This is a genomic window from Xanthomonas hortorum, assembly GCF_040279205.1.
Taxonomy (GTDB): domain Bacteria; phylum Pseudomonadota; class Gammaproteobacteria; order Xanthomonadales; family Xanthomonadaceae; genus Xanthomonas; species Xanthomonas hortorum_F.
The window spans coordinates 1-26793 of record NZ_JBEOLS010000029.1; the positions used below are offsets into that span (position 1 = coordinate 1).

Here is a 26793-nt window from a genome sequence, read left to right on the forward strand (position 1 = left end):
TTATCGTTTCGAGTGTCACCTCGGGCAACTGTTCGGGCGAATCAAGGGAGAATCCGGCGTGGGTACCAAGCTACACGGCGATCGCTGAGATCCAGGCTCTCACGGTGGCCCACGCCGGCTCTCGACATCTAAACTGCCAGATTCCGAACAGATAAGGCTCTTCTGCGGCATCCATGCCGCATAAGGTCCCGCGACGGTGTGCGGGCAAGGACCAGTCGAGGTGGTCCGGGGTGCATGGTTTTCAACAACGCAACCGATTAACTCTCTGGTGCGGTGAGGCACCGTGCAATCGACCAGCAAGGCTTTTTACTCGAGCTTCTGATTGCATCTAAACGGCGCTACGACCCAAGTCTCAGTGTGTCGAAGTGATTGCTTAGCGCGGGTAGATCAGTTGCAGAGCGGGTGATCTGTGGGTCTGCTGCAGGGCCCTTGCCCGCCCACCATCGCGGGACACGCCGCAAGTACGTCCGTGTAGGCTCTTACGCGGCATCCATGCCGCGTAAGGTCCCGCGACGGTGAGCGGGCAAGGACCAGTCGAGTTGGTCGGTGCATGGCTTTTAACAAAGCAGCCAGGAACTCTCTGGTGCGGTGTCCTCGCCGCTTGCGGGACCGTGTGGCGGCATGGATGCCGCCACCGAGCCTACATGGACGTACTTGCGGCGTGTCCCGCGAGCGGTGAGGGCACCGCGCCCTCGACTAACTGAGCTTTTGACCGCATCTAAACAACGCTTCGATTCGAAATTTCGCTTGTCTTGTGTCCTCCCTGCATGTCCTGCGAGCAGTGAGGACACCGCGCCCTCGACCTATTCCTGACTATGCAGCAGTGGCTATGGCGTCGTGCTATCAGCGTTGCCGTCAAGTCGCGCCGGATCGATCACCACATGCTTGATACGTTGGCGCTTCCAGGTGTAGCTGATGTGCACCAGACCATCGCGGGTCTGGATCACGGCAGGATAGGAAAACTCGTCTTTTTCGCTGTTTTCCAGTGTCAGTACGCGCTGCCAGTGCACGCCATCAGTCGATAGCGCGACCGCAAGCGTGCCGCGGCCGTCCCACCAGTCCTTGCCGGCGATGCCGGGGTTGTAGACCAGCAGGGCGCGGCCGTCGCGCAGCATCACGGCGTCGGTGCCGGAGTTGGGGTTTTCTACGTCCAGCAATTGCATCGGTTGCCAGTGCAGGCCGCCATCATTGGAGAACGTACTGAAAAGCTTGTTCTGCTGGCTTCGGCCCAATATCTGCACGCGGCCGTCTGCATGCAGCAACACGCTGGGTTGGATCGCGCCGATCACTTTCGGATCATTGAGCGGCATGCCGCGTTGCCAATGTGAGCCGTCGTCGTCGCTCCATTCCAGATGCGCGCGCCAGCCATGGTCTTCGCTGCTGCTGGGCGCGAGGATGCGTCCATTCGGGAGCTGTACCGGCTTGTTCTTGATCGGGCCGAGAATGCCGTCGGGCAGGCGCTGCGGTGGCGACCAGTGCGCACCGTCACTGGTCGATGTAATGCGCAGGCCCCACCAATCGCGCGGATTCGGGCCGAGCTTGTAGTACAGCTGCACCGGCCCGGTGCGGGACTGAAACAGCACCGGATTCCAGGCTGGCAGTGCCGCGCCATCCACGCCTGCGTGCGCGCCGTCTGCGATGCGGCGCGGTGTCTGCCAGTGCTGCGGGCCGCGTTGGGCGAGCCAGATACCGACATCGGCCGCACCCTCGTGTGCGCCGCCGAACCAGGCCGCCAGCAGCGTGCCGTCGCGGGTTTCCAATAGTGTGGACGCGTGCGCCTGCGGCGTCGGTGCCGGGTCGGCGATGAACTCGCTGAGCACGATCGGTGAGGGAGGCGATGCCGGTGATTCGGCGTTGGCGGCGAAGCCCGCGAGGCTCGCAACAAGGCAGGTCAGCAGGCGTGACAGAGGCATCGTGGTCCAGTCCTGTGCGGATTTTAAAGATACCTATTTATCATCTATTAAATACCATGTGCTTTGGTCATCGCGGGCGGCCGCGGTCGCCGACCACTGCGAGCACCCGCGATGCTCGATACCACTGCTTCGGCGGCGGACGTCGAGAAGGTCGCGCAAGCGGGCGTGGCCGACAATCTGACCAGTCTGCTCACCGTGCTCAAGGCATTCAACGGCGGCAAGTAATGGCGATTGGCGACAGCGGCAGTGCTGTCGCCAATGTTGCTGACGCGAGCGCTCAGGTCGCGTCGTCGTCGCGCGCTTGCGGCGGCAGCAGGATCTGCGGCTGTTTGGCCGAGTGGGTCTGGCACAGGAACGTCATCAGGTGCGCCGCTTCGGTGCTGCCGATCGGCTGGCTGGGCGCGGGCTTGCTGTGGACGTGTTCGGCAAAGGCGTGCTGGGTCTGCTCCGGAACCGCGGAGACAGGGTCTTGCGTAACGGTGGACGACGACATGAAACGCTCCTGGAACTCACCAACCGACCGTCGCTCGATGGAACGACGGGAATGCGCCACTGCCTTCCACAACGGCGTGAGCCGGTGATCTTGCCTGGAATGCCATCCGTTCGATACAACATAGGTAGCAGACGGTGCGTAGGCGGTGGACGTCCAGATAACGGCGCGGGCGCGGCGGTCTGAAGGGCCGTTGCTGAGACATGCAAACATCTCTGGCTGATCCGGTTCACGTTCTGGCAACGCATGTAGCGGAGTCAGCCAAGAACCATTGCCCCAGCAGGCAGCAGGCAGCAGGCAGCAGGCAATAAGCAGTAAGCAGTAAGCAGTAAGCAGTAAGCAGTAAGCAGTAAGCAGTAAGCAGTAAGCCTCCACTACGCCGACCACCCGAACGCTTGCCCCAGGCGGTCGGAGAAGCCCGACTGATCTAATTGCTCAGTGACGCAACGCCAGCTCGGCCAGACTATCCAGGCGTTGTTTGATCTCCCGCCAACCAGGCATATGGGCATCGAGCAGGCGATAGAAGGCCTTGCCGTGGTTGTGGATTTTCAGATGACACAGCTCATGCAGGATGACGTAATCGATACAGGCGCCCGGGACACGGATCAGGCCGAGATTCAAGCTGATCCTTCCCAAGGGTGAGCAACTGCCCCACTGGCGCTGCATCATCCGCAGTGAGAGGGGTGGCACCTGCTTGATCCAGCGGAGTTGGGCGGCCATGTTGGCCACGCGCTGCGGTAGCAGCAACCTGGCGCGCTCGCGTTGCCACTCTTCCAGCGCTGCGCGCACCACCTCGGGCGCACGGCTGGGCACCCGTGCTTCGACGTAACCGCCACGCAGGCGGACGTCATGCATCTGGTCGTCAAGGATTACCTTTAGCCGGTAGCGCCGCCCCAGATACAGCACAGTTTCGCCACTGACGTATTCGCGTGGGGTGACATGCCGCAGGCGTTGTTCGATCTTCACCAAGTGCAGGTGGATCCAGCGTGCGCGCCGGGTCAGCGCGCGTCTGATCTGAACATCGGTCGCCTGCAGTGGCGCATCCAGCCGTACGCAGCCATCGGGCTCCACATGGATGGCCACGCGTTGGGTGCGCCTTAGCGCGGATCGCCGGATCTGGCAGTGGATGCGGCGCTCGCCGTAGGTCACCACCATCTCGGTGTCGGTCTGACCTGGTGTCACGTGCGGCTGAGCCCAATGCGCGTGATGTGCACGACCTGCTCCACGATGGCCTTGGCATGGTCCAGCCCGACCAGATCGAAGATGGGCGGAAGCAAGGTCTGGCGAATCTGCGACTCGATGCTGTGCAGGTTCAACGAGTTCTCGGCAATGGCGGTGCGCACCACGCCATCGATCGTCAGTGCCAGATCGGCCAGATGCGTTGCCTCGGAAGCGCTCTTGGCGTGCATGGCATCCTCGCCCAGTTCCAGCAGGATCGCGCCGTAGTAGGCACTGGCATGCGGGTTGTCGGCCAATGCCACTGGAATACTGGGGATCTGCCTGGCCTCCAGGCGCTGCTCGAAGGCCTTGAACACGGCGTACTGCTTCAAGGGATGATCGAACATGGCTTCTGCCTCGGCAATGGCCTCTCGCAACAGCTCGCCGAAGACTTTTTGCGCGTACGGGTCGCTGGCCAACTCCTGTTCGATGGTCTTGCGCAGACGCGTCTGGATCAGATCGGCCTCGTTGCGGGTCTTCTCCTCCGACCAGGTCTGCGGATCTTCGCGCTTGCCCAATTCATACACGACGTACGCACCCGGGGATTCGCGCACCTCGCGGCCGATCACCTGTTTGTCCACCAGCTTGCGGATTTGCTCTTCGTAGATGCTGTAGTCCACGGTTTCCATCGCATCCTGGCGTGCGGTCCTGCGCAACCCGGAGAAGAAGCGCAGGTCGCGCTTGTAGCGGTCGATCAATGCATCCGGAAAGGCGGTGTCTTCAAAGAAACTGCGTGAGGAGAGTGCGGTCTGCAGGCACAGGCCGAACTCGGTCAGCACGGCGGAGAAGTCGTCGCGCAGTTTCTGTCGCTCGTCGTAATCGGCGCCCTCTTCGTCAGCGACGAAGCGCGGGCTCAGGCGCTGCCGGAACTGCTCCGGATCGTCATGGCTGGCCAGTCCGTCGAAGAATGCCCATAACCTGGCATTGAGCGCAGGCAAGCGTCTGTACTCGGTACTGATCGCCTGGTACAGGCCCTCGATATCGGCCACATCGAAGCCGCCTTGGGTACGGGTTTCCAGGTCCTGATACGCACGTACCGCCGTGTCCAGTTCGGTCAGGATGCCGCGGTAGTCCACCAGGATGCCGTAGCGCTTGGCGTCGTGCAGGCGGTTCACCCGTGCCACCGCCTGGATCAGGTTGTGGCCCTTGAGCGGTTTGTCGATGTAGAGCACCGCATTGCGCGGCTCATCGAAACCGGTGAGCAGCTTGTCCACCACGATGAGCAGGTCCGGGTCGCCATCGCCACCGAAGTCGCGCACGGTCTGCCGCTCGTACTCCTGCGGATCCAGCCGTTGGTCGGTGATGGCCTGCTTCCACCATTTCTGAACCTCGGGCAGGGTGTCTTCATCGACGTCGCTGTTGCCCTCGCGGGTATCGGGCGGGGAGATCACCACCGCGCCTGTCACTAGGCCGGTCTCGTCCAGGGCGCGCTTGTAGCGGATGGCATCGCGCTTGCTGTCGGTTGCCAGCTGCCCCTTCAGGCCCAACGGTTTGATGTTCTCGTTGAAATGCGCCGCGATGTCCCAGGCGATCAGTTCGATGCGATTGGCCGCCCCATAAATGGCGCGCTTGCTGGCGAACTTCTTTTTCAGATCCGCGCTTTGCGCGTCCGAGAGCCCGGCGGTGATCTTGTCGAACCAGCGGGTGACCGCCGCCGCGTTGACCTCCAGCTCCGGCACGCGTTCTTCGTACAGCAGCGGGGCCACGGTCTGGTCTTCGACTGCGCGCTGCATGGTGTAGGCATGCAGGATCGGGCCGAACTTGTTGGCGGCTTTCTCGTTCTTGAGCAGCGGGGTGCCGGTGAACGCCAGATAGGCTGCATTGGGCAGCGCCTTGCGCATGCGCTCGTGGGTTTCGCCGCCGTGGCTGCGGTGGCCTTCATCCACCAGCACGATCAGGTCGGCCGAGGTGTTGTGGCACTCGGGCAGCTTGGCGGCGGTGGTGAACTTCTGCACGAGCGAGAAGGTGATGCGCTCGCTGCCCAGGCCGATGCGGCGCGCCAGATCGCGGCCGGTCGTGGCCTTGCTGCGCTCACCTTCTTTTTTGGTGCCGACGGCCGAGCCAAACGCGCCGCCGCTGATGAAGTTGCGCGACAGCTGCGCCTCCAGGTCGGTACGGTCGGTCACCACCAGCACCCGGCACTGCGTCAAGGCCGTATCCAGCACCAACGCCTTGGTCAGAAACACCATGGTGAAGCTCTTGCCCGAGCCGGTGGTGTGCCACAGCACGCCGCCCTGGCGTCCGCCGTCGGGGCGACGCGTGCGGATCTGCGCCAGCAACGCGCGGATGCCGAAGAACTGCTGGTAGCGCGCCACGATCTTGCCGACCTTGCGGTCGAACAGCACAAAACCGCGCAGCACCTCCAGCAGCCGGGCCGGGGTGAGCAACCCGGCCAACAGCAGGTCCTGCTCGGTGGGCAGCATGGGCTTGGCCCACAACGCCTGGCAGTAGGCCCGCAGCGGCGCCGGCTTGTCTGCCAGCAGGGCATCGCGGGTAGCCGCAGGCAGTGGCAGGTTCTTGAGGCGGCGCAGCTGCGCCTGGTCGAACTGCTCGTCGCGCCAACGCGCCCAGAATTTGGCCGGGGTGTGCGTGGTGCCGTAGCGCGCCTCGGTCAGGCTGATGGCAACCAACAACTGCGCATAGGCGAATAACTGCGGAATCTCTTCTGCCCGCTGGTTGCGCAATTGCTGGCTGACCGCTTCGGCCACCATCGACTTGCCGGCATGCCCGGCATCGGCGCGCTTGGTTTCGATCACCACCAGCGGCAGGCCATTGACGTAGCCCACGATGTCGGGCGTGCGCGTATGCGTGCCGTGGGTGGAGAGCACCTCGCATTCTTCGGTGATGTCCCACAGGTTGTGGGCTGCATCGCCCCAGTCGATCACTGCGATGGTGGGCTGGTGCTTCTTGCCGTCGGGCATGAACTCGGTGACGGTGATGCCCAGCGTCAGCAGTTGATACAGCCGCTCATTGGCAGCCAGCAGCCCATCGCCCAGCGGCAGCGCCGACAGCTCGCGCACGATCTGGTCGATGCCACTCGGCGAGAGCGGGTAGGTCTGCCCCTTGTAGTCGAAACGACGGCTCTGCAACGTCTCGATCAGGCGCGGCAGCAATAGCACCTCTCGGGTGCTGCCGCGCAATGCCAGGCAGTGCGCACTGCTGAGGTAGCGCCAGCCCAGGTTGCACAGCAGGTGCAGTGCGGGCAGCTGCGCGCTGGCCTGTTCGCGGGTGTCCGGGGCGCTGTGCGTCATGCGTGTGCGGCCTCGTCGGCTGGCAGGCGCACGCGGCGTTTGCCGGTGAGGAGTTGGGACATCAGGGCGGATTTTTCTTCGCGCAGCAGGTCCAGCTGGTTCTTGATCAACGCAACTTCGCGGCCGGCTTGAGCCAACATCGTCGCAATCGCCTGCTGCTCTTCTACGGACGGCAACGGAATGTGGATGCGTTGGAAGTCCTTCCAGCGCAGGCTTCCGCGGCGGTCTACAGAGGCATTGATCGCAGACGCAAATATCTGGCGATAGTGTTCTGTCTTGAGTAGCGCAAACAGGTAGGTATCAACGACCTTGTCGCTCGTTTTGAAGACGGTGTACATAGGGCTGATCAAACCAGCCTCGTACAAGTTCTGATAGCCGATGGAGCCTTCATCGATATGATTCGTTGCATAGACGAAGCAGCCCCGAGGAGCAACCTTGTAGGTGGACGTATTTACGCTGAATACCTGTTTTTTGAAGTATTTCAGTGAATCCACCAGCCCGTGGTGTTTGGTGCAGGACAAAACCGGATGGGGCTCCGAATCGCCTAATTTTTCGCTGATTTCCGCAGCGACATCGCCGATTCGGGGGTAGTCCCACTCCACTGGAACTGAGCCATAGGGCGTGTTCCTCTTATGCCCACTAGCAGTGAAGCCCGCAAGACGTGCCTTGCCGGTCAATACTTGCTGTGAAAGCAGCATCTTCTGGTGACGACTGTTGGCTAGCAGTCGCTCGGTGGTGGCGATGGCTTGATCCCAGGTGGAGAGGATGTGGGCGATGCGGCGTTGTTCTCCCAAAGTGGGCAGAATGACCGGAAAGTCACATACGTTTTCGCGTGTGATGTTTGGGTCTTTTCTGCTGCTGGCAGCGTAGTTCTTCCATGTTTCAATGCTCCCATTTAGCCAATGTAAGACAAACTCTGGGTCTGCTTGGTTTCGTTCAATATCAATTGCAGAGATCGCCTGATTGACAGCGCTTTTCTCCCGCAATAGCCCTGTGCGGCCGATTTGCTTGAAGCCTCCGTACATGGCGACCAACACAGTTCCGGCAGGGAAAAGCCTGCAAGAAGATTCCGCCAGCGCTGCATCGGTGATGACTTCGTCTGTTGTTAATATCTCTGAATTTGTGAGGTCCATGGTTTTAACCCATGGCCACTTTCCGCCTACGAAATAGCGGTCATGTTGAGAGCGTGCGGGCGTGCTGCCAGATTTGACGGAGCCAATATCCCCAAGCGTTGTGCGTCGCCAGCCATCAGGAAGCATCACTTTTCCTAATTTTAGTTTTCAGCACCATGTTGGGCTGGTTGAGGTCAGCGCGTTCGACCATGCGTTGCGCAGCGGTCTTCTGACCGTAGGCGTCAGTTGTCAGGTTTTTCTTGACAACTGACGTCCCGATTCGGGCTTGTAATGCGGAGCCCCAGTGCTGCAAGCCAGGCAAGGCGGTTGTCCGGATCGCCCTTGGAAGGGGGGGGTCAAATTGACCCCCCCCTTTCGGCAAGTGGTTGATTTCCAAAGTGGCAAGGCGGCTGTTCATTTTTTGTCCTTGTCCTTGTCCTTGTCCTGACCCGGCGCCGGCTTGGCGTCCTTCTGCAGCCGCTTGATGCTGGTTTCCGGTGCGGGCAGGTCTTCCGGCAAGGTTCCGCCCAGTTCCTGAATGGTCTTGCGCACCGTCTGGCCCACCTCCAAATGCGTTCGGTTGGCTGCCGTCTTGCCCTGCACGTTCTCGCGGCGCAGTTTTTCTTCGGCCTGCGTGGCACGGAACAGGTTGGCCGCCAGTTCGGTGCTGCCCATGTGGTCGAGGATCGTCTGGCTCTTCTTCAGGGCCTTGCGTGCGTGGATATCCTTTGCGCCCAGGCCGCCGTACAACCCCTTGTAGCCGTGGTCCTGGAAGACGGCGTACTCCAGCGGTGTTTCCACACCGGCCTGTTTGGCTGCGGCGGCCAGATCCTTGTTGTGCTGGCTCATCTGGTCGCGCAGGAACAGGCGCCGCTGGTTCTCGCTCAGGGCATCGAAATCGACGGCTTCTTCGCCCTGGAGGCGTTCGTTGCCGATGCGCGCCAGCCAGCGCTTGAAGGGTTCGGCCTTGGGCGAGGGGATCGATTGAATGATGCGCAAGGCGCCTTCCAGCGTGGTGCAGTTCAACAACTGCGGCCCGCCCGCAGTGGCCACGCGTAGGGGAGTGACCAATGTGTCCCAACTACGGGAGAGCTCTTCATCGCGGCGACGCAAGTTGCGTAGATAGTTTTCCGGACTTTCCGAGTCGGTCAGTGCGACAACCAGGTCGATGACCGCAAACCACCATTGGTCTTGGTGCCATGTGCGCCGGACTGCAGCACTGTCGTGTGCCGGGAAGCCCTCGTCAGCATGCGTGGCGATATCTTTTTTTTCGTCACTCATAGCCAAGCTCCTTGAGATAGCGGGCCATCTGCGTTTCGAGTGTTGCCAGCTCGCCCTTCAACTGCTCGCGCTCGCGGCGCACTGCCATCAGGTCGATCTCTGCTTCTTCCTCGAAGGTATCCACATACCGCGGGATGTTGAGGTTGTAGTCGTGGCCGGCGATCTCGTCCGGGCTGGCGAGGTAGGCGTACTTGTCTACATTCTGTCGCGCCTGCACCGTATCCAGAATGCGTTGCAGGTCGCTCTCGCGCAGCATGTTCTGATTCTTGCCGTCCTGGTACTGGCGGCTGGCGTCGATGAACAGCACTTTTTTGTCTTTCTTCTTGGCGCGGAAGACCAACACCGCTGCCGGGATGCCGGTGCCGTAGAACAGCTTCTCCGGCAGGCCAATCACCACGTCGAGCAGGTTTTCTTCGATCAATTTCTGGCGGATGCGGCCCTCGGCGGCGCCACGGAACAGCACGCCGTGCGGCACCACCACGGCCATGCGGCCGGTACGCGGTTTCATGGTGGCGATCATGTGCAGGATGAAGGCGTAGTCGCCCTTGGTGCGCGGCGGCAGGCCGCGACGGAAGCGGTCGTGCGGATCGGTATCGGCGCTGTCGTGGCCCCACTTTTCCAGCGAGAACGGTGGGTTGGCCACCACGATGTCGAAGTCCTTAAGATGGTTGCCGGCCAGCAGCTTGGGATTGCGAATGGTGTCGCCCCATTCGATACGGTGGTTGTCCTCGCCATGCAGGAACATGTTCATCTTGGCCAGCGCCCAGGTGCTGCCGATCGCCTCCTGGCCGTAGAGCGCGTACTTGCCGCTGCCGGTGCGCTCGCGGATCAGCCGGCCGCACTTGAGCAACAGCGAGCCGGAGCCGCAGGTGGGGTCGCAGATTTCGTCGCCTTGCTGCGGGTCCATCAGGCGCGCCATCAACGTGGACACCTCTGGCGGGGTGTAGAACTCGCCTGCCTTTTTGCCGCTGCTGGAGGCGAAATTCTTGATCAGGTACTCGTAGGCATTGCCGATGATGTCGAGCTGCCCAATGCGCGAAGGACGCAGGTTGAGTGCGGGCTTGGCGAAGTCTTCCAGCAGGTGGCGCAGCAGGTCGTTCTTCTGCTGCTCCTCGCCGAGCTTGTTGGCATTGAAGCTGATGTCCTGGAACACGTCGCGCAGCTTGCCCAGGTTGGCGTCTTCGATGGCGTGCAGCGCAGTGTCGATGCGCTCGCCGTTGCCGGGGCGGTGGCGCTGGTCGTACAGGGTGTAGAAGTTGGCGCGGTGCGGGAGTACGAAACGCTCGTTCTTGAGCAGCTCCTCGATCAGGCCGGGCTTGTTGCCGTGCTTGGCGGTGTAGTCGTCGTAATGATCCTGCCAGACGTCGGAGACGTATTTCAGGAACAGCATGGTCAGCACGTAGTCCTTGTAAACGCTGGGATCCACGGTGCCGCGGAAGGTGTCGCAGGCGGCCCAGACGGCGGCGTTGATGGTGTCCTGGGCGATATCTGTCTTGTTCATGGCGGTTTCCAACGTCTTAGGCGAGGAGGCGCTCGGCGAGGATCGCAAGCTCGGTGTCGCGGTTGTTGATCAGCGCGTGTAAGGCGGCGCGCTCTGCTTGTGCGGCCTGCTCTAGCGCAATGGCCGCGTGCTGCAGTGGCAGTGGAGGCAGGCGGATGGGGGTCATGTCCAGCACCGTGCGGCGGATACTCAGCTGGTTGCTGCCCTCGGCCGACTGGCGCAGATAGCGTTGTGCCGGCGCCTGATTGAGTTGCCACGCGAGGAAGGCGGGCAATAGATGCTGCGGTGCCTTCACCCGGATGACATAGATGTGCGGGGAGCACAGCGTGCGTGGCGGCGGTGCCTGTGCCAGCGCTGCAAAGGTGTTGGCCCCCCTGGCGATGAACACGATGTCCTGATCCAGGAGCCAGTCGGGTTGTTTACGGCCTTCGACCTCTGTTGCGACAAGCGCGTCGTAGGTGCAGAGCCCGGTGCGTGGAACGTCCCTGATTTGGACAACGCGCACGCTGCCCCCGGCAACCTCAGGAATCGCCCCGCGAAACGGGTAGCCCATGCGGACGTCCGCGTGCTCGGCAAGGGTGGCGATGAGTGCATGATTGATCATGAAGCGCACAATGAAGTGGAATCCACTTTTTTTCAATAAAATTCTGCTTCATTTGATTTGATGTAGTAAAAATGGATGCGCGAAAGCCGGTTGCTTGGTAATCTCATGGGCAAGGAGCGGTGACTCCTGACGTGAGAACAGGCCATGCGGTGTGTGACGGGAGAAAAGAATGCAGCAACCCTTTGACGGTGATGGCTCCGTGCTGGGTTATTACCTGCCCGAGCACGCGCAAGACCGCCTGCAGAAGCTTGGCGAGCACATGCGTTTTCTGGCGCGGATTGCGGAGCCGCGCACGCGCGCAGAAGAGCAGGCCCCGCAACTGGCAATTCGCATGGACGAGCTGGCGCTCTGTCTAGAGTTGCTGGCAGAGCAGGTACGTCTGATTATTGATGAGGCACGCTGGCCGGCGACGCTGCACGCTTCGGTTTGAAGGATGCGGGCGGGTGATGGTGTCGGCGCGGATGCGTGTCAATCCGTATGCGGCCCGTGCAGTGTTTAATGCGTTCGTTGCATGCGACATAGATACGTGGCAGCCAAGCCTTGTGCACTCGGTACTAAGCGACGTCCTCCCGCGCTGGGTAGCGATCGGGTTTAGAGTGCGGAGTAGATTTGACCCGCCCCCGATTGCAGGGCAATTAGTCGGTAGAGATTTCGGCCTGATTTGGCGCCTTTGATCGGCCAGTGAGAAGAGTCAGTGCGGTTGAGACACTCCGCTTGCGGGCGTCCGTTGAAGCTCTCTATCGAGGCGCTACCGGTTTGGCGCCGCGCCGGGAGAAGTTCAGCTCCCGCCCGTTTTGATACGCCAGCGAGTCATCAATTTATATTCGAGATGAATGCTGTTCAATTTCATGTCGGCTGTTCTCTCCAAGGCAAGGAATTTCGCAGTTGGAGCGAGTCCTGCAGATAGAAGGCAGACTATTTCCGCAACGCATCATGTGGATATTTGGCTATGCGCATTCAACAGCACGCAAACAGCTCTGCCCGCTCGTTTGATTCGTCTACTCCCGACGCCCTTGCTTCAGCGAACGATCTGCCAGCTGCCGATGGCTGGCCCATGGGTTTGGAATCGTTAAAGCGAAAGGCTTCCCAACGAAAGCCCGTCTCCGGCCACGCTTCAAAACACAAAGCTGGCGAAAATGCCATGGCCGAAATTCAGGAAGCAGAGGCGGTCTATGATGCATTCGTGGTCGCCAAGTATCTTGCCGATCCACTGCATGGCACTGTAGACAACACGGCGGAACTGATCGCGGAAATGCCCAGCTCGGGTGAACCGGAACATTCCCCGGAAGCCGACCAACCCGCGCATTCACACGAACACACGCCGATCGATCACACGCCAGTGTCGGCAGACCATCAGACGCAGCAGGGTATCGGCGCAGATCACTCTCTGGATCCGCATCCGATCGAGCCTGCAGCGCACGAGAGCCTCCTGCACACCCTGGCTGAGGAGGGGGCGCCGGAAGGCGTTGCCGATCTGGCAATGAGCTTGAGCATCAGTGGCGCCATGCTGCCGCTCTCTGGCCTTGCGATCTACGCCGCCTACAAGGAAACCCGCGAAGTGGCCGAACAACGCGGTGCCCTGCGGCAACGCAAACGTCAACTTCAGTCGGAGAGGGCGTTGCTGCAAACTGCGCTGGAGAGCGGCCCATTGACTGCAGTTGCAGGCGCTCAGATCGATGCCTTGAGCGAGGCGATTGATACAGTCGCTTACCAACAACAGCGCAACGCACGTGATGGCGCCATCGCGGTGACCTCGATGGCGTCCGCAAGTGTGATCTTTACCAAGGCCACGACAGAGCTCGGCATCCAGGGCGGGTTGGCACTCGGCGCCAATAACGCAAATGCTGCTGGCTTGATCGGCCACAGCACCGCGGCCGCAGGCGTCGCGTCGGCGGCCGGTATTGCCGGCACATTTGTCTTGGCTCCGCTGGCAAGCGTCGCTGCCACCGCGCTGGGCGGTACGTTTCTGCACCAGTCACGCAAGGAGAAAACGCGCGTGGTTGCCGATGTGGCGCGTGTCGAAGACTTCATGCAACGCCTGGAAGCGGGCGAGCTCAGCCCTGGCGCGCAACGCTACCAGCACTTCTTGAGCACCAAGCTGACCCAGCGCAGCGGATTCGTCGGCAGCTTCAACAACTGGAACAAGGGCTTTGTCGTTGGCGGCGTCACCTACACGGCCAGCACTTTGACCAAAACCGGAGTCAGTGCTGCTGTTGTGCTGGGTGTAGCCACCGTGACCGGGCCGGTGGGCACCGGTTTGGTGGTCGGTGCCGGTCTGCTGGGTGCGGTCACGATGGGTGTTGGTGGCCACCAGTTTCTGCTGGCGCATGGCAAGCAAAAACGGTATCGCAACTACGAGACTGCGGAGATGCCCAGCGTGGACCGGGCATTGCTTGCCATGGCCGACCTGCTGCCCACGCCCGAGGCGGGCGTCGCTGCCTCACCGGGGGAAGTGGATCCGCATGGCACACCACGCGTCAGTGACGATGCCTCGGGAAAAGCGTCGGACACCGTCGTGACGACGGGCACTGGTGACCAGCTGGAGTCTGACCATGTCATGCCCGGCTCAACCGAACACACGGTGGCTGCCCAGTCGGTAGCGGCAAAACAGGCATCGCCTGCAGCCGACGACGCGTCAGCCGCGACGGAGGCGACTGCTGCCGTTCCGCAGCATGGATTCGAACTGCGCAGCGCCCTGTACGCCTGTATCGACGGTCAGGAAAAAGCACGGGACGCGCTCTTGCAGAGCTGCGCCAACGACATGAAGAAACGCTATCGGGCAGTGCCTCGCTCTACCGATCAGAGCCCAGCAACTGGTCAGGCGGCTCAACCGTCCTCGCTTGCGAAGCGAGCCAGGGCAGCGCTTTTTGCAGGGGCGACCTACGGGCGAGCAGTGCTCACCGGCAAACCCCGCGTCGCTGGCGAAAAAGCCGCGCGAAGCTATGCAAAACATACCGATACATTGACCGAAACAGCGTTGAACCAGTGGCTGCAAACGCCAGGCTCGGTCAAGTCGCAGGTTGCGTACATGCAAAGTTGCCTGGAGTTACAAAAGAAATATCTAGACTCGAAACTGCGCTTGCGGGTGGAGCTGTCGGCGGAGGATGCTGCCAGTGGTGCAATCCCAGACACAGAGGCCACAGCCACGACGGCTGCGCAGGCGCACGCACGCTTGACCACGCAACTGCATCAAGCGCGTGAGCGCGACGAGTTCCAACTGCGATCTGTCAGCTTGATGTTGGAAGAACTGGGCATGGCAAACGAGGAGCTGGAAAGTTCAGACATGAGAAAAATCCAGCGCGCAGAAAACAGGATGCAGGGGCTGCAACAGCGCCTGATCGGTGCGTTGACCGCAAACGCGATCACGCCGCAGCCAGGAAGTGCGGGCTTTGCGCATTTCTGCATGAAACAGGCCCGGCGGCACACTACCGATGTGCGCGGCACGTTGCTGGCCACCGAAATGCAGGCCGCGCGCATCCGCGAAGGCGCTGCGGCCGCGGCAACGCCGTCATTCAGCCCTTGAGCGATCAGCAGCCGTGGCGTCGTTGCCAAATGCACACCTGCCGCCACTGCCTGGAGTGGCTGACAAAACGTGGCGAGCAGTCTTCAGCGTGTGCGGACGGCGCGCTCATAACCGCAGCGCACGAGTGATACGTACCGATTCCGAGCGACGCCGCGCCCATCTGACGGTGAGCGCAGTCGTTTGTTGGCCGCGCTTAGTCCTTCGGCGTGATCCACACCTGCTGCTGCAAACCGCGCACGCTGGGCTTTGCGGTGTTGTCCAGATCGAACACCACCACGGCGTTGTCGCCCTTGCGCTGGAACGGCGCCGGGAAATACAGCGCACGTTGCGGACCGATGGCCCAGTGGCGGCCGAGGTTGACGCCGTTGGCCCAGGTCACGCCCTTGCCGAAGGCGCGCATGTCCAGATAGGTATCGGTGGGTGTGCCGATGCGCAGGCTGCCGCGATGGAAGGCCGGGCCGTCGACGTGATTGCGGGTCCAGCCGCGGATGCTGTCGGGCGAGCGCATCGGTAACGGGAAGGCCTGCCAGCCGGTGAGCTGCCGGTTGTCCAGCAGCACCGGGTCGACCAGACCGGCGCGGCCGTCGGCCATGCGCGGGCCGTAGTTGATGCGGCCGCTGTTTTCGACCAGCACATCGAGCGTGTGTTCGCCGGCCGGAATATCCACGTTGGTGGCGACCTGCTGCAGCCGGCGTTCGACGCTGCCCACCGGTTTCTGATCCACATACACGCGTGCCACATCGCGCACTTCGCCCAGATACAGCGCGCCCTTGCGCGGGCCGGTGACGGTGGTGCGGTAGAGGATGTAGCCGTAATCCTGGCCGAAATGTTCCATCGGCTGCGGGGTGTCGATAGCGATCGGCGCGGGCAGGTTGTCCCACAGCGAGGCCGATTCGCGCAGTTGGGTTTCCGGCAGGGCGGCGATGGCGATCGGCGCCGGCAATGCAGGCGGTTGCACGCCGGTGACGCGGGTGATGGCGTCGCGCATCAATGCGAACTTGGGCGTGGGACGGCCGGCCTCGTCGAGGATGGCGTCGTAGTCGTAGCTGGTGGTCTGCGGTGCGTAATGGTCGCTGGGATTGCCCTGGAAATTGGCACCATTCATGAAGCCGAAACTGGTGCCGCCGATGAACATGTAGAGATTGGCCGAGTGGCCCTGGCGCAGGATCCACTCCAGTTCTTCGGTCTGCTGTTTGGCGTCGGTGCTGGCGTGCGGCTTGCCCCAATGATCGAACCAGCCGGCCCAGTATTCGCCGACCATGCGCGGTTGGTCGGGGCGGAACTTGATCAGTTTTTCGAAGGCGCTCTTGGCTTCGCCCGGCGCGAAATTCACCACCGCCAGGGTATCCGGCAAGGTGCCGTTGGCGAGCATGTCGGCGCCGTCTGAGGTGAACAGCAAGGCGTCGTCGAAGCCGGCCTTGACGTACATGGCGCGGTTGTCGGCCATGTAGGCGTGGTCGTCGTCGTAGGAGCCGTATTCGTTCTCGACCTGCACGGCGATGATCGGCCCGCCGTTGTGGTTGAGCAGCGGATGCACCTGTTTGGACACCGCATCCAGATAGGCCTGGCTGGCGGCGAGAAAGCGCGGGTCGCGGCTGCGCACGCGGATGTTGTCCTTGCCGAACAACCACGCGGGGTAGCCGCCGGCTTCCCATTCGGCGCAGGCGTAGGGGCCGGGGCGCAGGATCACGTTGAGGCCTTGCGCGGCGGCTTCGCGCACGAATGCGGCCACATCGTTGTTGCCGGCAAAATCGAACCGGCCTTGTTGCGGTTCGACCAGATTCCAGAACAAGTAGGTCTCCACCGTGTTCAGGCCGAGTGCGCGTGCCTTCTGCAGGCGGTCCTTCCAGTATTCGCGCGGAATGCGCTGGAAATGGATGGCGCCGGAGAGAATCTGATACGGCTTGCCGTCGCGCACGAACTGCGTGCCTTGGGTGCCGAAACTGGGCCAGGTGTCGGTAGTAGCGGCAATCGCGGTGACGGGAAGTGCGAACGCGAGGGCCAGAACGAGCGGTGCAAGGGTGGTGCGCAACATGGGAAATTCTCGGCGGTGACGAGTGACTTGTAACGAGTAAGAACGAGCATCAACCAAACGAAGGCGGCAGATCTTCCTTGTTCGCACCGAAGGCCTTGTTCGGTTTGGCGCCCATGGTGAATTCCAGCGTGCCGCCAGCAGCCAGATCGGCATGGCGCATCCAGCTGCGGTTGATCGGTTTGCCGTTCCAGGTCAGCGATTGCACGTACACGTTTTGCGCGCTGCTGTTGTTGGCCACGATGCGCAAGGTGCGGCCGTTGCCGACATCCAGTTCTGCACGCTTGAACAGCGGGCTGCCGAGGACGTAGTTGCCGCTGACCGGATCCACCGCATACAACCCCAGCGCACTGAGCACGAACCATGCGCTCATCTGCCCGCAGTCTTCATTGCCGGACAGGCCGTTGCGCGCGTCGTGGTATTGCTCGCGCAGCAGCCGGCGCACCATTGCCTGGGTCTTGTACGGCTGGCCGGCGTAGGCGAACAGATACGCCACATGGTGGCTTGGCTCGTTGCCGTGCGCATACTGGCCGACCAGACCGTCGATATCCGGCGGTGCATCGGCAGGCAGTTCGGAGCTGGTGGAAAACAACTCGTCGAGTTTGGCGACGAAGCCGTCGCGGCCGCCGTACAGGTCCATGTAACCGTACAGGTCGTGCTGGTTGAGAAAGCTGGCCTGCCAGGCATTGGATTCGGTGAAGTCGCGCCACTTGCTGATGTGGCCCATGCCGCGCGGGTCGAACGGTTTAGCCCAGCTGCCGTCTTCCAGTCGCGCCTGCACGAAGCCGCTGTCGCGATTGAACACGTTGCGGTAATTGCGCGAGCGCTCGCGCAGTGCGCGTGCATCGTCGGTGGCACCGGCAGCCTGGGCCAGATGCGCGCAGGCCCAGTCGTCGTAGGCGTATTCCAGCGTGCGGCTGACCGCTTCGTCCACCTTGTCGGCGGGGATGTAACCGAGCTTGCGGTAGTACGCCAGGCCGTGGGTGGTGTCGTCCATCGCGCGTTTGCGGTACGCCGGCCAGGCGGCGGTGTAGTCGATGCCGGTGAAGCCCTTGGCATGCGCTTCGGCCAGCACCACCGCCGAGTGGTAGCCGATCATGCAGCCGGTTTCCACGCCTTGCAGCGGCCAGATGCCCACGCCATCCGGGCATTCGTTGGCGCCGCGCACCAGGCACTGCACCAGGTCGGGCACGCGCTCGGGTTGCACCAGGGTGAGCAGCGGATGCGCGGCGCGGTAGGTGTCCCACAACGAGTAGGTGCTGTAGTTGTGGTAGCCCTTGGGTGCGGTGTGGATCTGCAGGTCCATGCCGCGGTAACGGTTATCCACGTCGCTGAACAGCGTCGGCGCCAGCAGGCTGTGATACAGCCCGGTATAGAAGATGCGGCGTTGCGCGTCGTCATCGCTGTCGATACGCACGCGGCCCAGTTCCTTTTCCCAGGCCGCCACCGCTTGCGCATGCACGCGGGCGAAGTCGAAGTCGGGCAGTTCGGCGTCGAGGTTGGCCAGCGCGTTGTCGGCGCTGACGGCGGAGATGCCGACCTTGATCAGCAGTGGCGCATCGGAGGCATCGGGGAAGTGCAGTGCGGCCTTGAGATGCACGCCATCGGCGCTGCGCGTGCCGGCGGCCAGCGGCTGGTCTTCGTTGTACAGCTGCACCTGTTTGAACGGACGTGACAGCCGCATGGCGAAATAGATGTAGCGGCCCTGCGCCCACTGGTAGACGCGTCGGCCACCGGTGAGGGTGCGTTCGTCGACCACGCGCAGCTGTGCGTCGGTGATGCGGGTGGGGATGCCGGGTTTGTCCTGCATGCCATGGCACAGGTCCAGCAGCACGTGCGCCGGCTTGCCCTTGGGGAAGTGGTAGCGATGCAGGCCTGCGCGCGCGGTGGCGGTGAGCTCGGCATGCACGCCGCTGTCCTTGAGCCGCACGCGGTAGTAACCGGGGGATGCGGCTTCATCGGCATGGTCGTAGCGCGAGCGGTAGCCGCTGTCCGGTGCGTCAAGTTCGCCGGGCACCAGCTTCACTTCGCCGGTGGCGGGTACCAGCAGAAAGTCCAACATGTCGCCGATGCCGGTGCCGGACAGATGCGTGTGCGAGAAGCCCATGATCGAGCCGTCGGACTCGTGATAGCCGGAGCACGAATCCCACACGGCGTTGTAGGTGTCCGGGCTCAGTTGCACCATGCCGAACGGCAGCGTCGCGCCGGGGAAGGTGTGGCCATGGCCGCCGGTGCCGATGAACACATCGACATGGCGGGTGAGCTCGGCGCGGGTGCGCGCATCGGCCGGCAGTGCGTAGATGCCGGCGCGTGCGCGTGCAAGCCCGGAGAGGCCTGCGCTGCCGAACAGTGCCGCTGCGATGGCGCCTTGGAGAAAACCGCGTCGTGTTGCCATGGTGATGTGCTCTTGGATGTCACGAAGTGGGGCGGGCCGTACCCTCATCCGCCCTTCGGGCACCTTCTCCCGGCGGGAGAAGGGAAGATCAAGCGCTCTGCAGGTCCGCGTTGGAAGGGCGGGCCCTTCGTGGAATCAGGCGCTGCGCAGCAGCTGGGGTTTGCGTTGGTGCAGGTCGATGATCAGTTCGCCGAACAGGGTGTTGGCCCAGGCGAACCAGTCGCGGGTGAAGGTGCTCGGGTTGTCCTTGTCGAAGGCCTCGTGCATGAAGCCGGTGCCGGCATGGGTGGTCTTGAGCCACTGCAGGCATTGGCGCAGTTGTGCGTCGTCGTCGCTGACCAGGGCGTACTGGATGATCGACATCGGCCAGATCGTACCCATGCCGCTGTGCGGGCTGCCGACGCCTTCGGCCGCGCTGCCGCGCGAGAAATACGGGTTGCGTTCGCTCCAGGCCAGCTGGCGTGTGCGCAGGAACACCGGGTCGGCGCGCTCGCAGCAGCCCAGGTAGGCCAGGCTGAGCAGGCCGGGGGCGTTGGCATCGTCGATGAACAACTGGTTGCCGTAACCGTCCACTTCAAATGCCCAGTACGCCTGCCCATCGGCGTCGCGTTGCTGACCAAACTTGCGTGTCGCCGCTTCCACTTCGTCGGCCAGCGCGTTGCAGTCGGCGGCAAACGCGGTATCGCGGTGCAAGGCCGTGCTCATCGTCGCCAGCTGACGCAGCGAGGCCACCGCAAACAGGTTGGCCGGCACGAACAGCGGATACACGCAGGCATCGTCGGAGGGGCGGAACATCGAGTGGATCATGCCGTTGGGCCGGGTCGGCTGGCCGTAGCCTTCCAGCACCAGGGTTTCGGTGGCCAGCGGCGAGGGCCGCTGGAACACGTACGGGCCGCGATTCTCTTTGCGCTGCTGCTCGCGGAAGGTCTTGACCACCACGTGCATCGCCGCGCGCCAGTCGTCGTCGAACGGGGCGGCATCGCCGGTGGCGCGCCAGTATTCGTGCGCGATGCGGATCGGGTAGCACAGCGAATCGATTTCCCACTTGCGCTCGCCCACGCCGGGCTTCATCTCGGTGATGTCGTTGAGCGACCACTTCAGGCGCTGGGTCTGGCCATCGGGCAGAAAGGCGTTGGCATACGGGTCGAGCCGGATGCACGCGGCCTGGCGCTGGATCAGACCATGGAACATGCGCCGCAACGCGGGGTCGCGCCTGGCCAGCGGCACATACGGGTGCACCTGCGCGGAGGAATCGCGCAGCCACATCGCGTGGATGTCGCCGGTGATGACGAAGGTGTCCGGCTTGCCGTTGCGGGTGCCGGTTTCCACCGTGGTGTCTAGCGTGTTGGGGTAGCAGTTCTCGAACAGCCAGGCCAGTTCGGGATCGGCGATGCGCGCCTTGATCTGCACGATCTGTTGCTCGACCGCCTTGCTGACGAAGCGGCGCTGCGCCTTGGGTGGGCGCTTGCTGACGAAGTTGCCGGCGGCACTGGACGCGCCGGTAGCGGGCGCGGCCGCCAAGGCGGGCAGCGCGGTGGCCAGCAGGCCGGCGCCCGCGCTGGCGCCCAGCAACTGAAGGATGTCGCGGCGGGTGTGCATGACCTGGAGGCTCCTTGGATTCTGCAAACGGTCTGCACAGCGGCACCTCCGCATCAGCGGCGTGGCACGCCGGACCGACGATGAGACCTATGCAGGACCAATTCCCGATGACCATACAACGTGTGCGCCGAATGTGCATAGTGCGTTCGCACAATTCGGCGCCGTATACGTGGGTTGCGGCCAACAGCCGACACGGCTCCCCATCAACCAGCCGCATGCTCACGCCAATGCGCCGGCCCCGCGCAGTGGCCATCGTCGTGCTCATGCCCGAACAGCTCATCCAGCATGCGTCGCGACGGGCTCCACTCGCCGATCGCCGGGTGGATCAGCATCGCCTTGCAGGCGTCCAGATGGCTGCCGCTGAGCGCCGCCTCGATCGCGGCATGTTCGTAGGCCTTGAACGAGCGCACCAGGCCCTGCACAGCGCTGGGCAGCGGCGCGGCCGGGATCGGCACGATGCGGTTGCGGTCAATGTCGGCGGCGATTTCCACGATGTCGTCGTCGGCCAGCTCGGCCATCGCGCCCTGGTTGCGCACGTTGACCACGTGCCGGCTGGGGCGGGCGCCGGTCAGCGCGCTCATCACGTCCACGGCGATGCGGTGATAGCCGGTGCTGGCGCGGAACGGGTCCGGCTGTGGCGCCAGGTCGGGCGCGAAGGCCGAGCCGGCCTCGGCCTCCAGCTTCATGTACGAGCCGGAGCGCTGCGCCAGGTAGGCGGCATAGGTCTGCACTGCGCCGGTGGTGTCGCCGGCCTCCAGGCGGCTGCGCAGGTCGCCGATCAGGCTGCGGTTGAGCCGTTCGATCTCGCCACCGCGGCTGGCGCCGCTGGCGCGCTGGTTGTCCAGGGCGCGGCGGCGTTCGTAGAAGAAATACAGGTACTCGGTGGGGATCAGCCGCAGCGCACGCAGCATGTCGAAGTCGAACAACGGCGCCAGGTACAGCTGACGCAGGAGGGCGTCGTCGGCCAGCACGCGGTCGAGGATGTCCACGCCGCGCAGCCGCACCGCGCGGATCCAGCCCAGGTGGTTGAGGCCGACGTACTCGCATTCGACATCGGCGGCCGGCTCGCCGAGCGCGCGTGCGATGTTGTGGAACAGCTCCACCGGCGTGTCGCAGATGCCCACCACGCGGGCGCGGGTGTGTGCGCTGATGGCCTGGGTGATCAGCCCGGCCGGGTTGGTGAAGCTGACCAGCCAGGCGTCCGAACTCAGGCGCTCGATCATGCGCGCCTGTTCGATCGCCACCGGCACCGTGCGCAAGGCCTTGGCCACACCGCCGGGGCCGGTGGTTTCCTGGCCGGAATAGCCGTGGCGGATGATGGTCTGTTCGTCGGAGGCGCGCTGCGCGATACCGCCGACGCGGATGCTGTTGAGCACGAAGTGCGCGCCTTCGATCGCCGCTTCCAGCGATGGCGCGGCGTGCACCTGCAACGCGCCACCGGACTCGGCGACGATGGCGCGGCCCATCGCCACCATCAACGCCAGGCGCTCCTGGTCGGGGTCGTACAGCACGATCTCGCGCGCGCCCAGCGCTTCGGCGGCTTCGTTGACGCCGTACACCACCAACGGTGTGCGTACGCCGCCGCCGCCGATCAGGGTCAGTTTGCGATTGTCGACAGAACTGCTCATGGAACGTCCTCGTGTGTGGGGGGAGATAAAAGAAAAAGGCCGTCGAGCGCGCCGAGCGCGCTGCAGCAGGCGGCGCCGGCATGGCAGCCGTGCTGTGCGCTTTCGTCCAGCGTCAGGCCGCGCAGCTGGGCCGCCAGAAAGCCGGCATCGAACGCATCGCCCGCGCCGGTGGTGTCGCGCACCGGCACGATGGGCGCGGCGATCGGGCGTGCGCCGTTGTTGTCGATCACCATGGCGCCCGCAGCGCCGCGCTTGATCACCGTCTGGCGCAGGCCAAGTGCGCGTGCCCAGGCCAGGCAGGCATCGGCGCCGTCGCCGCAGCCCATCAGCGCAGCTTCTTTCTGGTTGGGCAGGAACCAGGTCACCGCGCGGCAGGTGGCGTGGTTGGCCGGGTCGGTAAGCCATGCGGGGCTGAAGCCCACGTCCAGTGAAGTGGTGCAGCCGGCGCGTGCCAACAGCGGCAATAACGTGGCTGCCAATGCGGCCGGCAACGGCATCGCAAAGTGCACATGCGTGGCTGCGGACAGTGTGTCGATGATGTCTTCGCGCAGTAGCAACGCGCTCAACTCGGCATTGGCGCCGAGATAGGTGAAGAACGAACGGTCGTCCTGGAGCGACACGCTGGTGGTCACGCCAGTGCCGGCAGTCGAGTCGATCAAACCATCGGCCGAGACACCGAACTCGCCCAAACGCTGTTCGAACAATAGGCGGTCCTGCGCACCGATCGCACCGAGTACGCGCACGTTGCAGCCCAGCCGCGCCAGCGCGCAGGCGGTGATGATCGTGCCGCCGCCCAGCTCCCGCGTGTAATGGCGCGCCAGCGCTTCTTCGCCCGGCGTGGGCCAGCGATCGAAGCCGCTGAAGATGTGGTCTAGATAGACCTCGCCGACCACCACGAGTTGCGCAGTGTTCATTGCAGCTGGAACGGCCATGCGCGCTGCCTCCTTGCCTGGATCAGATACAAGGCGCTGCCGAAGCACAGTGCCACCACGGCGGCGAGCAGCCGCCGCCCCGGGCTGGTCGCCAGCAGATACAGCCAGCCGAACACGCTGATCAGCAGCGGCCATGGATACAGCGGCATCGCAAAGGCCCGCCGACGTCGCTTGCGGCGCAACAGCACCACCGCCAGGCATTGCGCCAGAAACTGGAACAGGATCTGGATGATCATCAAAGTGGCGATCAGATCGTCCAGCGACAGCAGGCAAGCCAGCGCCGAGGTCGCACCGACGAACAGCAGCGACACGGTGGGAAACCCGCCGCGCGGATGCAGCCGTGCGAACACGCCGAAGAACTGCCCGGCCGCCGCGGCCGCGTACGGCACCCGCGAGTAGCCCAACTGCACCACCAGCGCCGAGCCCCAACTGGCCAGCACGATCAGCGCCACCGCCACGGTGCTGCCGATGGGGCCGTAGATGGCCTGCATGAAGTCGGCCATCACCGCCTTGGATTGCGCCGCCTGCTGCCACGGCAGCACACCGAGCAAGGTGATGTTGAGGCCCAGGTACAGCAGCGCCACGATCGGGATCGAGATCAGCACCGCGCGTGGAATCGTGCGCCGCGGCTTGCGGATTTCCCCACCGAGCATGCACACGTTGTTGTAGCCGCCGTAGTTGTAGACCGCGATCAACGCCACCGCACCGAAGCCCAGCCAGAATCCCTGCGGCGACGCGGGGCGCGCATGCAAGAACGCCGATGCAATGCCGAAATCGAAATGCAGCACGCCGCTGAGAATGATCCACACGCAGGCGCCGATCACCACCCCACTGACCAGCAGCGACAGCACTTGCACCGAGCGCACCTTGCGATACAGCAGCAGCGTGTTGAAGGCGCACAGCGCCATCGCAATCGCGGTTAGTTGGGTGTGGCCCAGCCCCGGCATCAGGAACGCCAGGTATTGCACGCAGCCCACCGCGGCAGAACCCACCGACAACGGTGCGGTCAGCAGGGTCTGCCACAGATACAGAAACCCGAACAAGCGCCCCCAACGTTCGCGGCCGTAAGCCTCGCGCAGATAGTGGTACGGCCCGCCCGAGCGCGGAATCGCCGCGCCCAGCTCGGCCCACACCAGGCCATCGCACAGACACAGCAGCGCGCCGGCGACCCAGCCCGCCAACACCATCGGCCCGGCCAGCGCCGACAGCGCCAATGGGATGGTAATGAACGGGCCGATGCCGATCATGTTCAGCAGGTTGGCCGACAGCGCGCTCCAGAAACCGAGCGTGCGCGGTGGTGCCGAGGCCTGTGGATTCGCTGGCAACACGGTGGGTGCGGTCAGCATGCGTGGCGCTCTGCATGTGCGACTGCCGCTGCGTTGGTCGCAATGCGTGTCGATGTCAGCCCGTCTGCGCAGTGAATCGCGGTGGGTTGCAGCTGATGCAGATCCAGCACCAGCACTGCGTTGTTGCCCTGCTTCAACCACGCGCCCGGGCAGAACAGACATTGCTGCGGGCCGATCTCCCAGTAACGCCCCAGCAGCCGTCCGTTGATCCACAGATAGCCTTTGCGCCACTGGCTCATGTCGAGGTAGATGTCGCCGACTGTTTCCAGCGCGATGTCGGCCGCAAAGAACAGGCCGGGCCGTGTGGGTGGTGCCTGCAGCGGGCGTAGCGTGGGTGCGTTGTCGCCATCCAGTGGCAAGCCATGTACCTGCCAGTCGCGCAGCTCCTTGCCATCGAGCCGCACCGGGCCGAGCAATCCCTTGGCATCGCCCAGGGCCGGACCGAAGTTGATATGCCCGAAGCTGTCGACCAGCACCTCCAGCGTTCGCTCATGATGCAGCGCTTGGAAGTGGCAGCTTTGGCGTGCTGTTGAGGCGCGCATGTTGCACGCGCGAGACATGCCCGATTTCGTCACCGTCGAGGTGCACCGCCGCGTAGTCGTGCACCTTGCCAAGATCCATCTGCGTGCCGGCCGCGATGCGGCGCCGGTACACCACCAGCCCCAGGTTCTGCTTGAGCAGGGTCTGGTTGTCGGTGGGCCGCTCGGTGTGTACAGGTCCGGTACGCAAGTGGTCCCAGAGCGCGGCCACCGGGCGTGCAAGGGCCGGTGCAAAGCGCGCGCGGGGTGGCGCGCCCGGGATCGATGGCAGCGCCGTGCTGCTGTGCTGGGCGATGATCCGGCGCAGCGCCATGTACGCAGGCGTGGCGCGGCCGCCTTCGTCGATCGGTGCACTGTAGTCGTAGCTGGTCAACGCAGGCTGGAATTGCGAACCATCGTCTTCGGCATTGGCACCCGCGCTCAAACCAAAATTGGTACCGCCGTGCACCACGTAGAGATTGAACGAGTAACCGGCGGCCATCAGCTGTTGCAGCATCGGCGCGTAATCGCGCTGCGCAAACGCGTCTTCGCCCCAGTGTGTCAGCCAACCGGGATAACCTTCGGCTACCCACGCCGGTGCATCGCCTGCGATCTGTTTTGCTTCCTGCAGTTCAGCCAGATCGGCGCCATCCAGTCCCAGCGCGGCGCCGGGCAGATAGGCCTTGCGCCGGCGCAGATCCTTCATGCCTTCGGCCAATGAGAACGGACCATCGATACCGTGCTGGCGCCACAGTGCCTCCAACGCCTGCAGATAGCCCACATCGCTGCCCTGCATGCTGTATTCGTTCTCGATCTGCAGCATCAGCACCGGTCCGCCGGCACTGGCCATCAGCGGTGCGATACGCGGCGCCACGGCGGCGATGTAGCGCTGCACTGCTGCCATGTAGCGTGCGTCTGTGGCATCGCGCAGGCGCATGCCCGGCTCGCGCAGCAGATAGGGCGGCAGCCCGCCCAGCGTCCATTCGGCGCAGACGTACGGGCCGGGTCGCAGATACACCCACAGCCCTTCCTGCTGGCACAGCCGGATGAAGGCAACGAAATCGCGTTCGCCGGTGTCGAAATCGAACTGCCCCGGCTCGCGTTCGTAGGCGTTCCACATCAGATACAGCGCGATGGTGTTCAAACCCATCGCCTTGACCATGCGGATGCGCTGCAGCCAGTCCGCACGGGCAATGCGCAACGGATGCATCTCGCCGCTACGGAGTTGCCACGGTTGCTGATCCAGCACGAACTGGCCGCGCTCGAAGCCGAACGCATGCGGGCGGCCATCCGGCCGCGGCGCATGCAGCGACGACAGCACCGCCGGCGCGGCCGCCAGACCGAACGGTGCGAGCAGGCCGAAGGTACACAGGCTTCTGCGTTTCATCGCTTCTCCAGGTGGATAGAAGGAACTGCCGCACTGCGCAGCGCCGCGCAGTGAGCGGCGCCG

Annotated in this window: 17 protein-coding genes, 1 other RNA gene and 2 pseudogenes; 3 read left to right on the forward strand and 17 right to left on the reverse strand. The window is 63.5% G+C overall.

The window, feature by feature from the left end; translation table 11 throughout:
- Positions 1-827 precede the first annotated feature (827 nt).
- Entirely contained in the window at positions 828-1913 is a 1086-nt protein-coding gene (locus ABS769_RS12630; RefSeq protein ID WP_350498172.1) for a sialidase family protein, read from the reverse strand.
- Between the two features lie 114 nt (positions 1914-2027).
- On the opposite strand from ABS769_RS12630, the pseudogene ABS769_RS12635 reads away from it, so the two are divergent.
- A pseudogene (locus tag ABS769_RS12635) lies at positions 2028-2138 on the forward strand (RebB family R body protein); the annotation flags it as partial.
- 52 nt (positions 2139-2190) lie between these two features.
- Here the strand turns inward: ABS769_RS12635 and ABS769_RS12640 are convergent.
- The 8 genes from ABS769_RS12640 to ABS769_RS12675 form a co-directional block, all read right to left on the reverse strand.
- The gene (locus ABS769_RS12640) at positions 2191-2406 is read right to left on the reverse strand and encodes a hypothetical protein (protein ID WP_102580840.1); all 216 of its coding nucleotides are present in this window, start codon (positions 2404-2406) and stop codon (positions 2191-2193) included.
- 432 nt (positions 2407-2838) lie between these two features.
- Entirely contained in the window at positions 2839-3585 is a 747-nt protein-coding gene (locus ABS769_RS12645; protein WP_317062017.1) for a YgjP family zinc-dependent metalloprotease, read from the reverse strand.
- Entirely contained in the window at positions 3582-6872 is a 3291-nt protein-coding gene (locus ABS769_RS12650) for a type I restriction endonuclease subunit R (protein ID WP_317062018.1), read from the reverse strand. Before ABS769_RS12650 ends, ABS769_RS12645 begins: the two co-directional genes overlap by 4 nt.
- A complete protein-coding gene (locus ABS769_RS12655; RefSeq protein WP_317062019.1) occupies positions 6869-8131 on the reverse strand; it encodes a restriction endonuclease subunit S in 1263 nt (420 codons plus the stop codon). Before ABS769_RS12655 ends, ABS769_RS12650 begins: the two co-directional genes overlap by 4 nt.
- On the reverse strand, positions 8121-8402 hold the full coding sequence (locus ABS769_RS12660) for a hypothetical protein (protein WP_317062020.1): 282 nt from the start codon (positions 8400-8402) through the stop codon (positions 8121-8123). Before ABS769_RS12660 ends, ABS769_RS12655 begins: the two co-directional genes overlap by 11 nt.
- On the reverse strand, positions 8399-9265 hold the full coding sequence (locus ABS769_RS12665; RefSeq protein WP_317062021.1) for a BRO family protein: 867 nt from the start codon (positions 9263-9265) through the stop codon (positions 8399-8401). Before ABS769_RS12665 ends, ABS769_RS12660 begins: the two co-directional genes overlap by 4 nt.
- Entirely contained in the window at positions 9258-10766 is a 1509-nt protein-coding gene (locus ABS769_RS12670) for a type I restriction-modification system subunit M (protein WP_317062022.1), read from the reverse strand. Before ABS769_RS12670 ends, ABS769_RS12665 begins: the two co-directional genes overlap by 8 nt.
- 16 nt (positions 10767-10782) lie before the next feature.
- Complete coding sequence (locus ABS769_RS12675; protein WP_317062041.1) at positions 10783-11370, reverse strand: restriction endonuclease subunit S; 588 nt, start codon at positions 11368-11370, stop codon at positions 10783-10785.
- Between the two features lie 169 nt (positions 11371-11539).
- Between ABS769_RS12675 and ABS769_RS12680 the strand changes: the two genes are divergently transcribed.
- Positions 11540-11800, forward strand: coding sequence for an XAC0095 family protein (locus ABS769_RS12680; protein ID WP_317062023.1), 261 nt, complete (start codon positions 11540-11542; stop codon positions 11798-11800).
- A 519-nt stretch (positions 11801-12319) separates the two neighbouring features.
- Positions 12320-14893, forward strand: a complete 2574-nt coding sequence (gene xopK, locus ABS769_RS12685) for a type III secretion system effector XopK (RefSeq protein WP_317062024.1) — start codon at positions 12320-12322, stop codon at positions 14891-14893.
- A gap of 57 nt (positions 14894-14950) precedes the next feature.
- Here xopK and ABS769_RS12690 read toward each other — a convergent pair.
- The 8 genes and pseudogenes from ABS769_RS12690 to ABS769_RS12725 all read right to left on the reverse strand — a co-directional run bounded on the left by ABS769_RS12690 (position 14951) and on the right by ABS769_RS12725 (position 26730).
- A non-coding RNA gene (locus ABS769_RS12690) (sX9 sRNA) lies at positions 14951-15026 on the reverse strand.
- Positions 15027-15086: 60 nt separating this feature from the next.
- Positions 15087-16928, reverse strand: coding sequence for a glycoside hydrolase family 35 protein (locus ABS769_RS12695; RefSeq protein WP_317062025.1), 1842 nt, complete (start codon positions 16926-16928; stop codon positions 15087-15089).
- A 49-nt stretch (positions 16929-16977) separates the two neighbouring features.
- Positions 16978-19320, reverse strand: coding sequence for a GH92 family glycosyl hydrolase (locus tag ABS769_RS12700; protein WP_317062026.1), 2343 nt, complete (start codon positions 19318-19320; stop codon positions 16978-16980).
- Positions 19321-19455: 135 nt separating this feature from the next.
- A complete protein-coding gene (locus ABS769_RS12705) occupies positions 19456-20919 on the reverse strand; it encodes a glycoside hydrolase family 125 protein (RefSeq protein WP_350498173.1) in 1464 nt (487 codons plus the stop codon).
- A 203-nt stretch (positions 20920-21122) separates the two neighbouring features.
- Entirely contained in the window at positions 21123-22547 is a 1425-nt protein-coding gene (locus tag ABS769_RS12710) for a 6-phospho-beta-glucosidase (protein WP_317062028.1), read from the reverse strand.
- Positions 22544-23461, reverse strand: coding sequence for a carbohydrate kinase family protein (locus ABS769_RS12715; RefSeq protein ID WP_317062042.1), 918 nt, complete (start codon positions 23459-23461; stop codon positions 22544-22546). The genes ABS769_RS12710 and ABS769_RS12715 overlap by 4 nt, the downstream gene beginning before the upstream one ends.
- The gene (locus ABS769_RS12720; RefSeq protein WP_317062029.1) at positions 23458-24825 is read right to left on the reverse strand and encodes an APC family permease; all 1368 of its coding nucleotides are present in this window, start codon (positions 24823-24825) and stop codon (positions 23458-23460) included. Before ABS769_RS12720 ends, ABS769_RS12715 begins: the two co-directional genes overlap by 4 nt.
- Positions 24819-26730, reverse strand: a pseudogene (locus tag ABS769_RS12725) (beta-galactosidase). Before ABS769_RS12725 ends, ABS769_RS12720 begins: the two are co-directional and overlap by 7 nt.
- Positions 26731-26793 lie beyond the last annotated feature (63 nt).

Excerpts from the sequence above, each read along its gene's own strand:
- ABS769_RS12630 (WP_350498172.1), bottom strand. The coding sequence starts at position 1,913 with ATGCCTCTGTCACGCCTGCTGACCTGCCTTGTTGCGAGCCTCGCGGGC.
- ABS769_RS12640 (WP_102580840.1), bottom strand. The coding sequence starts at position 2,406 with ATGTCGTCGTCCACCGTTACGCAAGACCCTGTCTCCGCGGTTCCGGAG.
- ABS769_RS12650 (WP_317062018.1), bottom strand. The coding sequence starts at position 6,872 with ATGACGCACAGCGCCCCGGACACCCGCGAACAGGCCAGCGCGCAGCTG.
- ABS769_RS12655 (WP_317062019.1), bottom strand. The coding sequence starts at position 8,131 with ATGCTTCCTGATGGCTGGCGACGCACAACGCTTGGGGATATTGGCTCC.
- ABS769_RS12660 (WP_317062020.1), bottom strand. The coding sequence starts at position 8,402 with ATGAACAGCCGCCTTGCCACTTTGGAAATCAACCACTTGCCGAAAGGG.
- ABS769_RS12665 (WP_317062021.1), bottom strand. The coding sequence starts at position 9,265 with ATGAGTGACGAAAAAAAAGATATCGCCACGCATGCTGACGAGGGCTTC.
- ABS769_RS12670 (WP_317062022.1), bottom strand. The coding sequence starts at position 10,766 with ATGAACAAGACAGATATCGCCCAGGACACCATCAACGCCGCCGTCTGG.
- ABS769_RS12675 (WP_317062041.1), bottom strand. The coding sequence starts at position 11,370 with ATGATCAATCATGCACTCATCGCCACCCTTGCCGAGCACGCGGACGTC.
- ABS769_RS12680 (WP_317062023.1), top strand. The coding sequence starts at position 11,540 with ATGCAGCAACCCTTTGACGGTGATGGCTCCGTGCTGGGTTATTACCTG.
- xopK (WP_317062024.1), top strand. The coding sequence starts at position 12,320 with ATGCGCATTCAACAGCACGCAAACAGCTCTGCCCGCTCGTTTGATTCG.
- ABS769_RS12695 (WP_317062025.1), bottom strand. The coding sequence starts at position 16,928 with ATGTTGCGCACCACCCTTGCACCGCTCGTTCTGGCCCTCGCGTTCGCA.
- ABS769_RS12700 (WP_317062026.1), bottom strand. The coding sequence starts at position 19,320 with ATGGCAACACGACGCGGTTTTCTCCAAGGCGCCATCGCAGCGGCACTG.
- ABS769_RS12705 (WP_350498173.1), bottom strand. The coding sequence starts at position 20,919 with ATGCACACCCGCCGCGACATCCTTCAGTTGCTGGGCGCCAGCGCGGGC.
- ABS769_RS12710 (WP_317062028.1), bottom strand. The coding sequence starts at position 22,547 with ATGAGCAGTTCTGTCGACAATCGCAAACTGACCCTGATCGGCGGCGGC.
- ABS769_RS12715 (WP_317062042.1), bottom strand. The coding sequence starts at position 23,461 with ATGAACACTGCGCAACTCGTGGTGGTCGGCGAGGTCTATCTAGACCAC.
- ABS769_RS12720 (WP_317062029.1), bottom strand. The coding sequence starts at position 24,825 with ATGCTGACCGCACCCACCGTGTTGCCAGCGAATCCACAGGCCTCGGCA.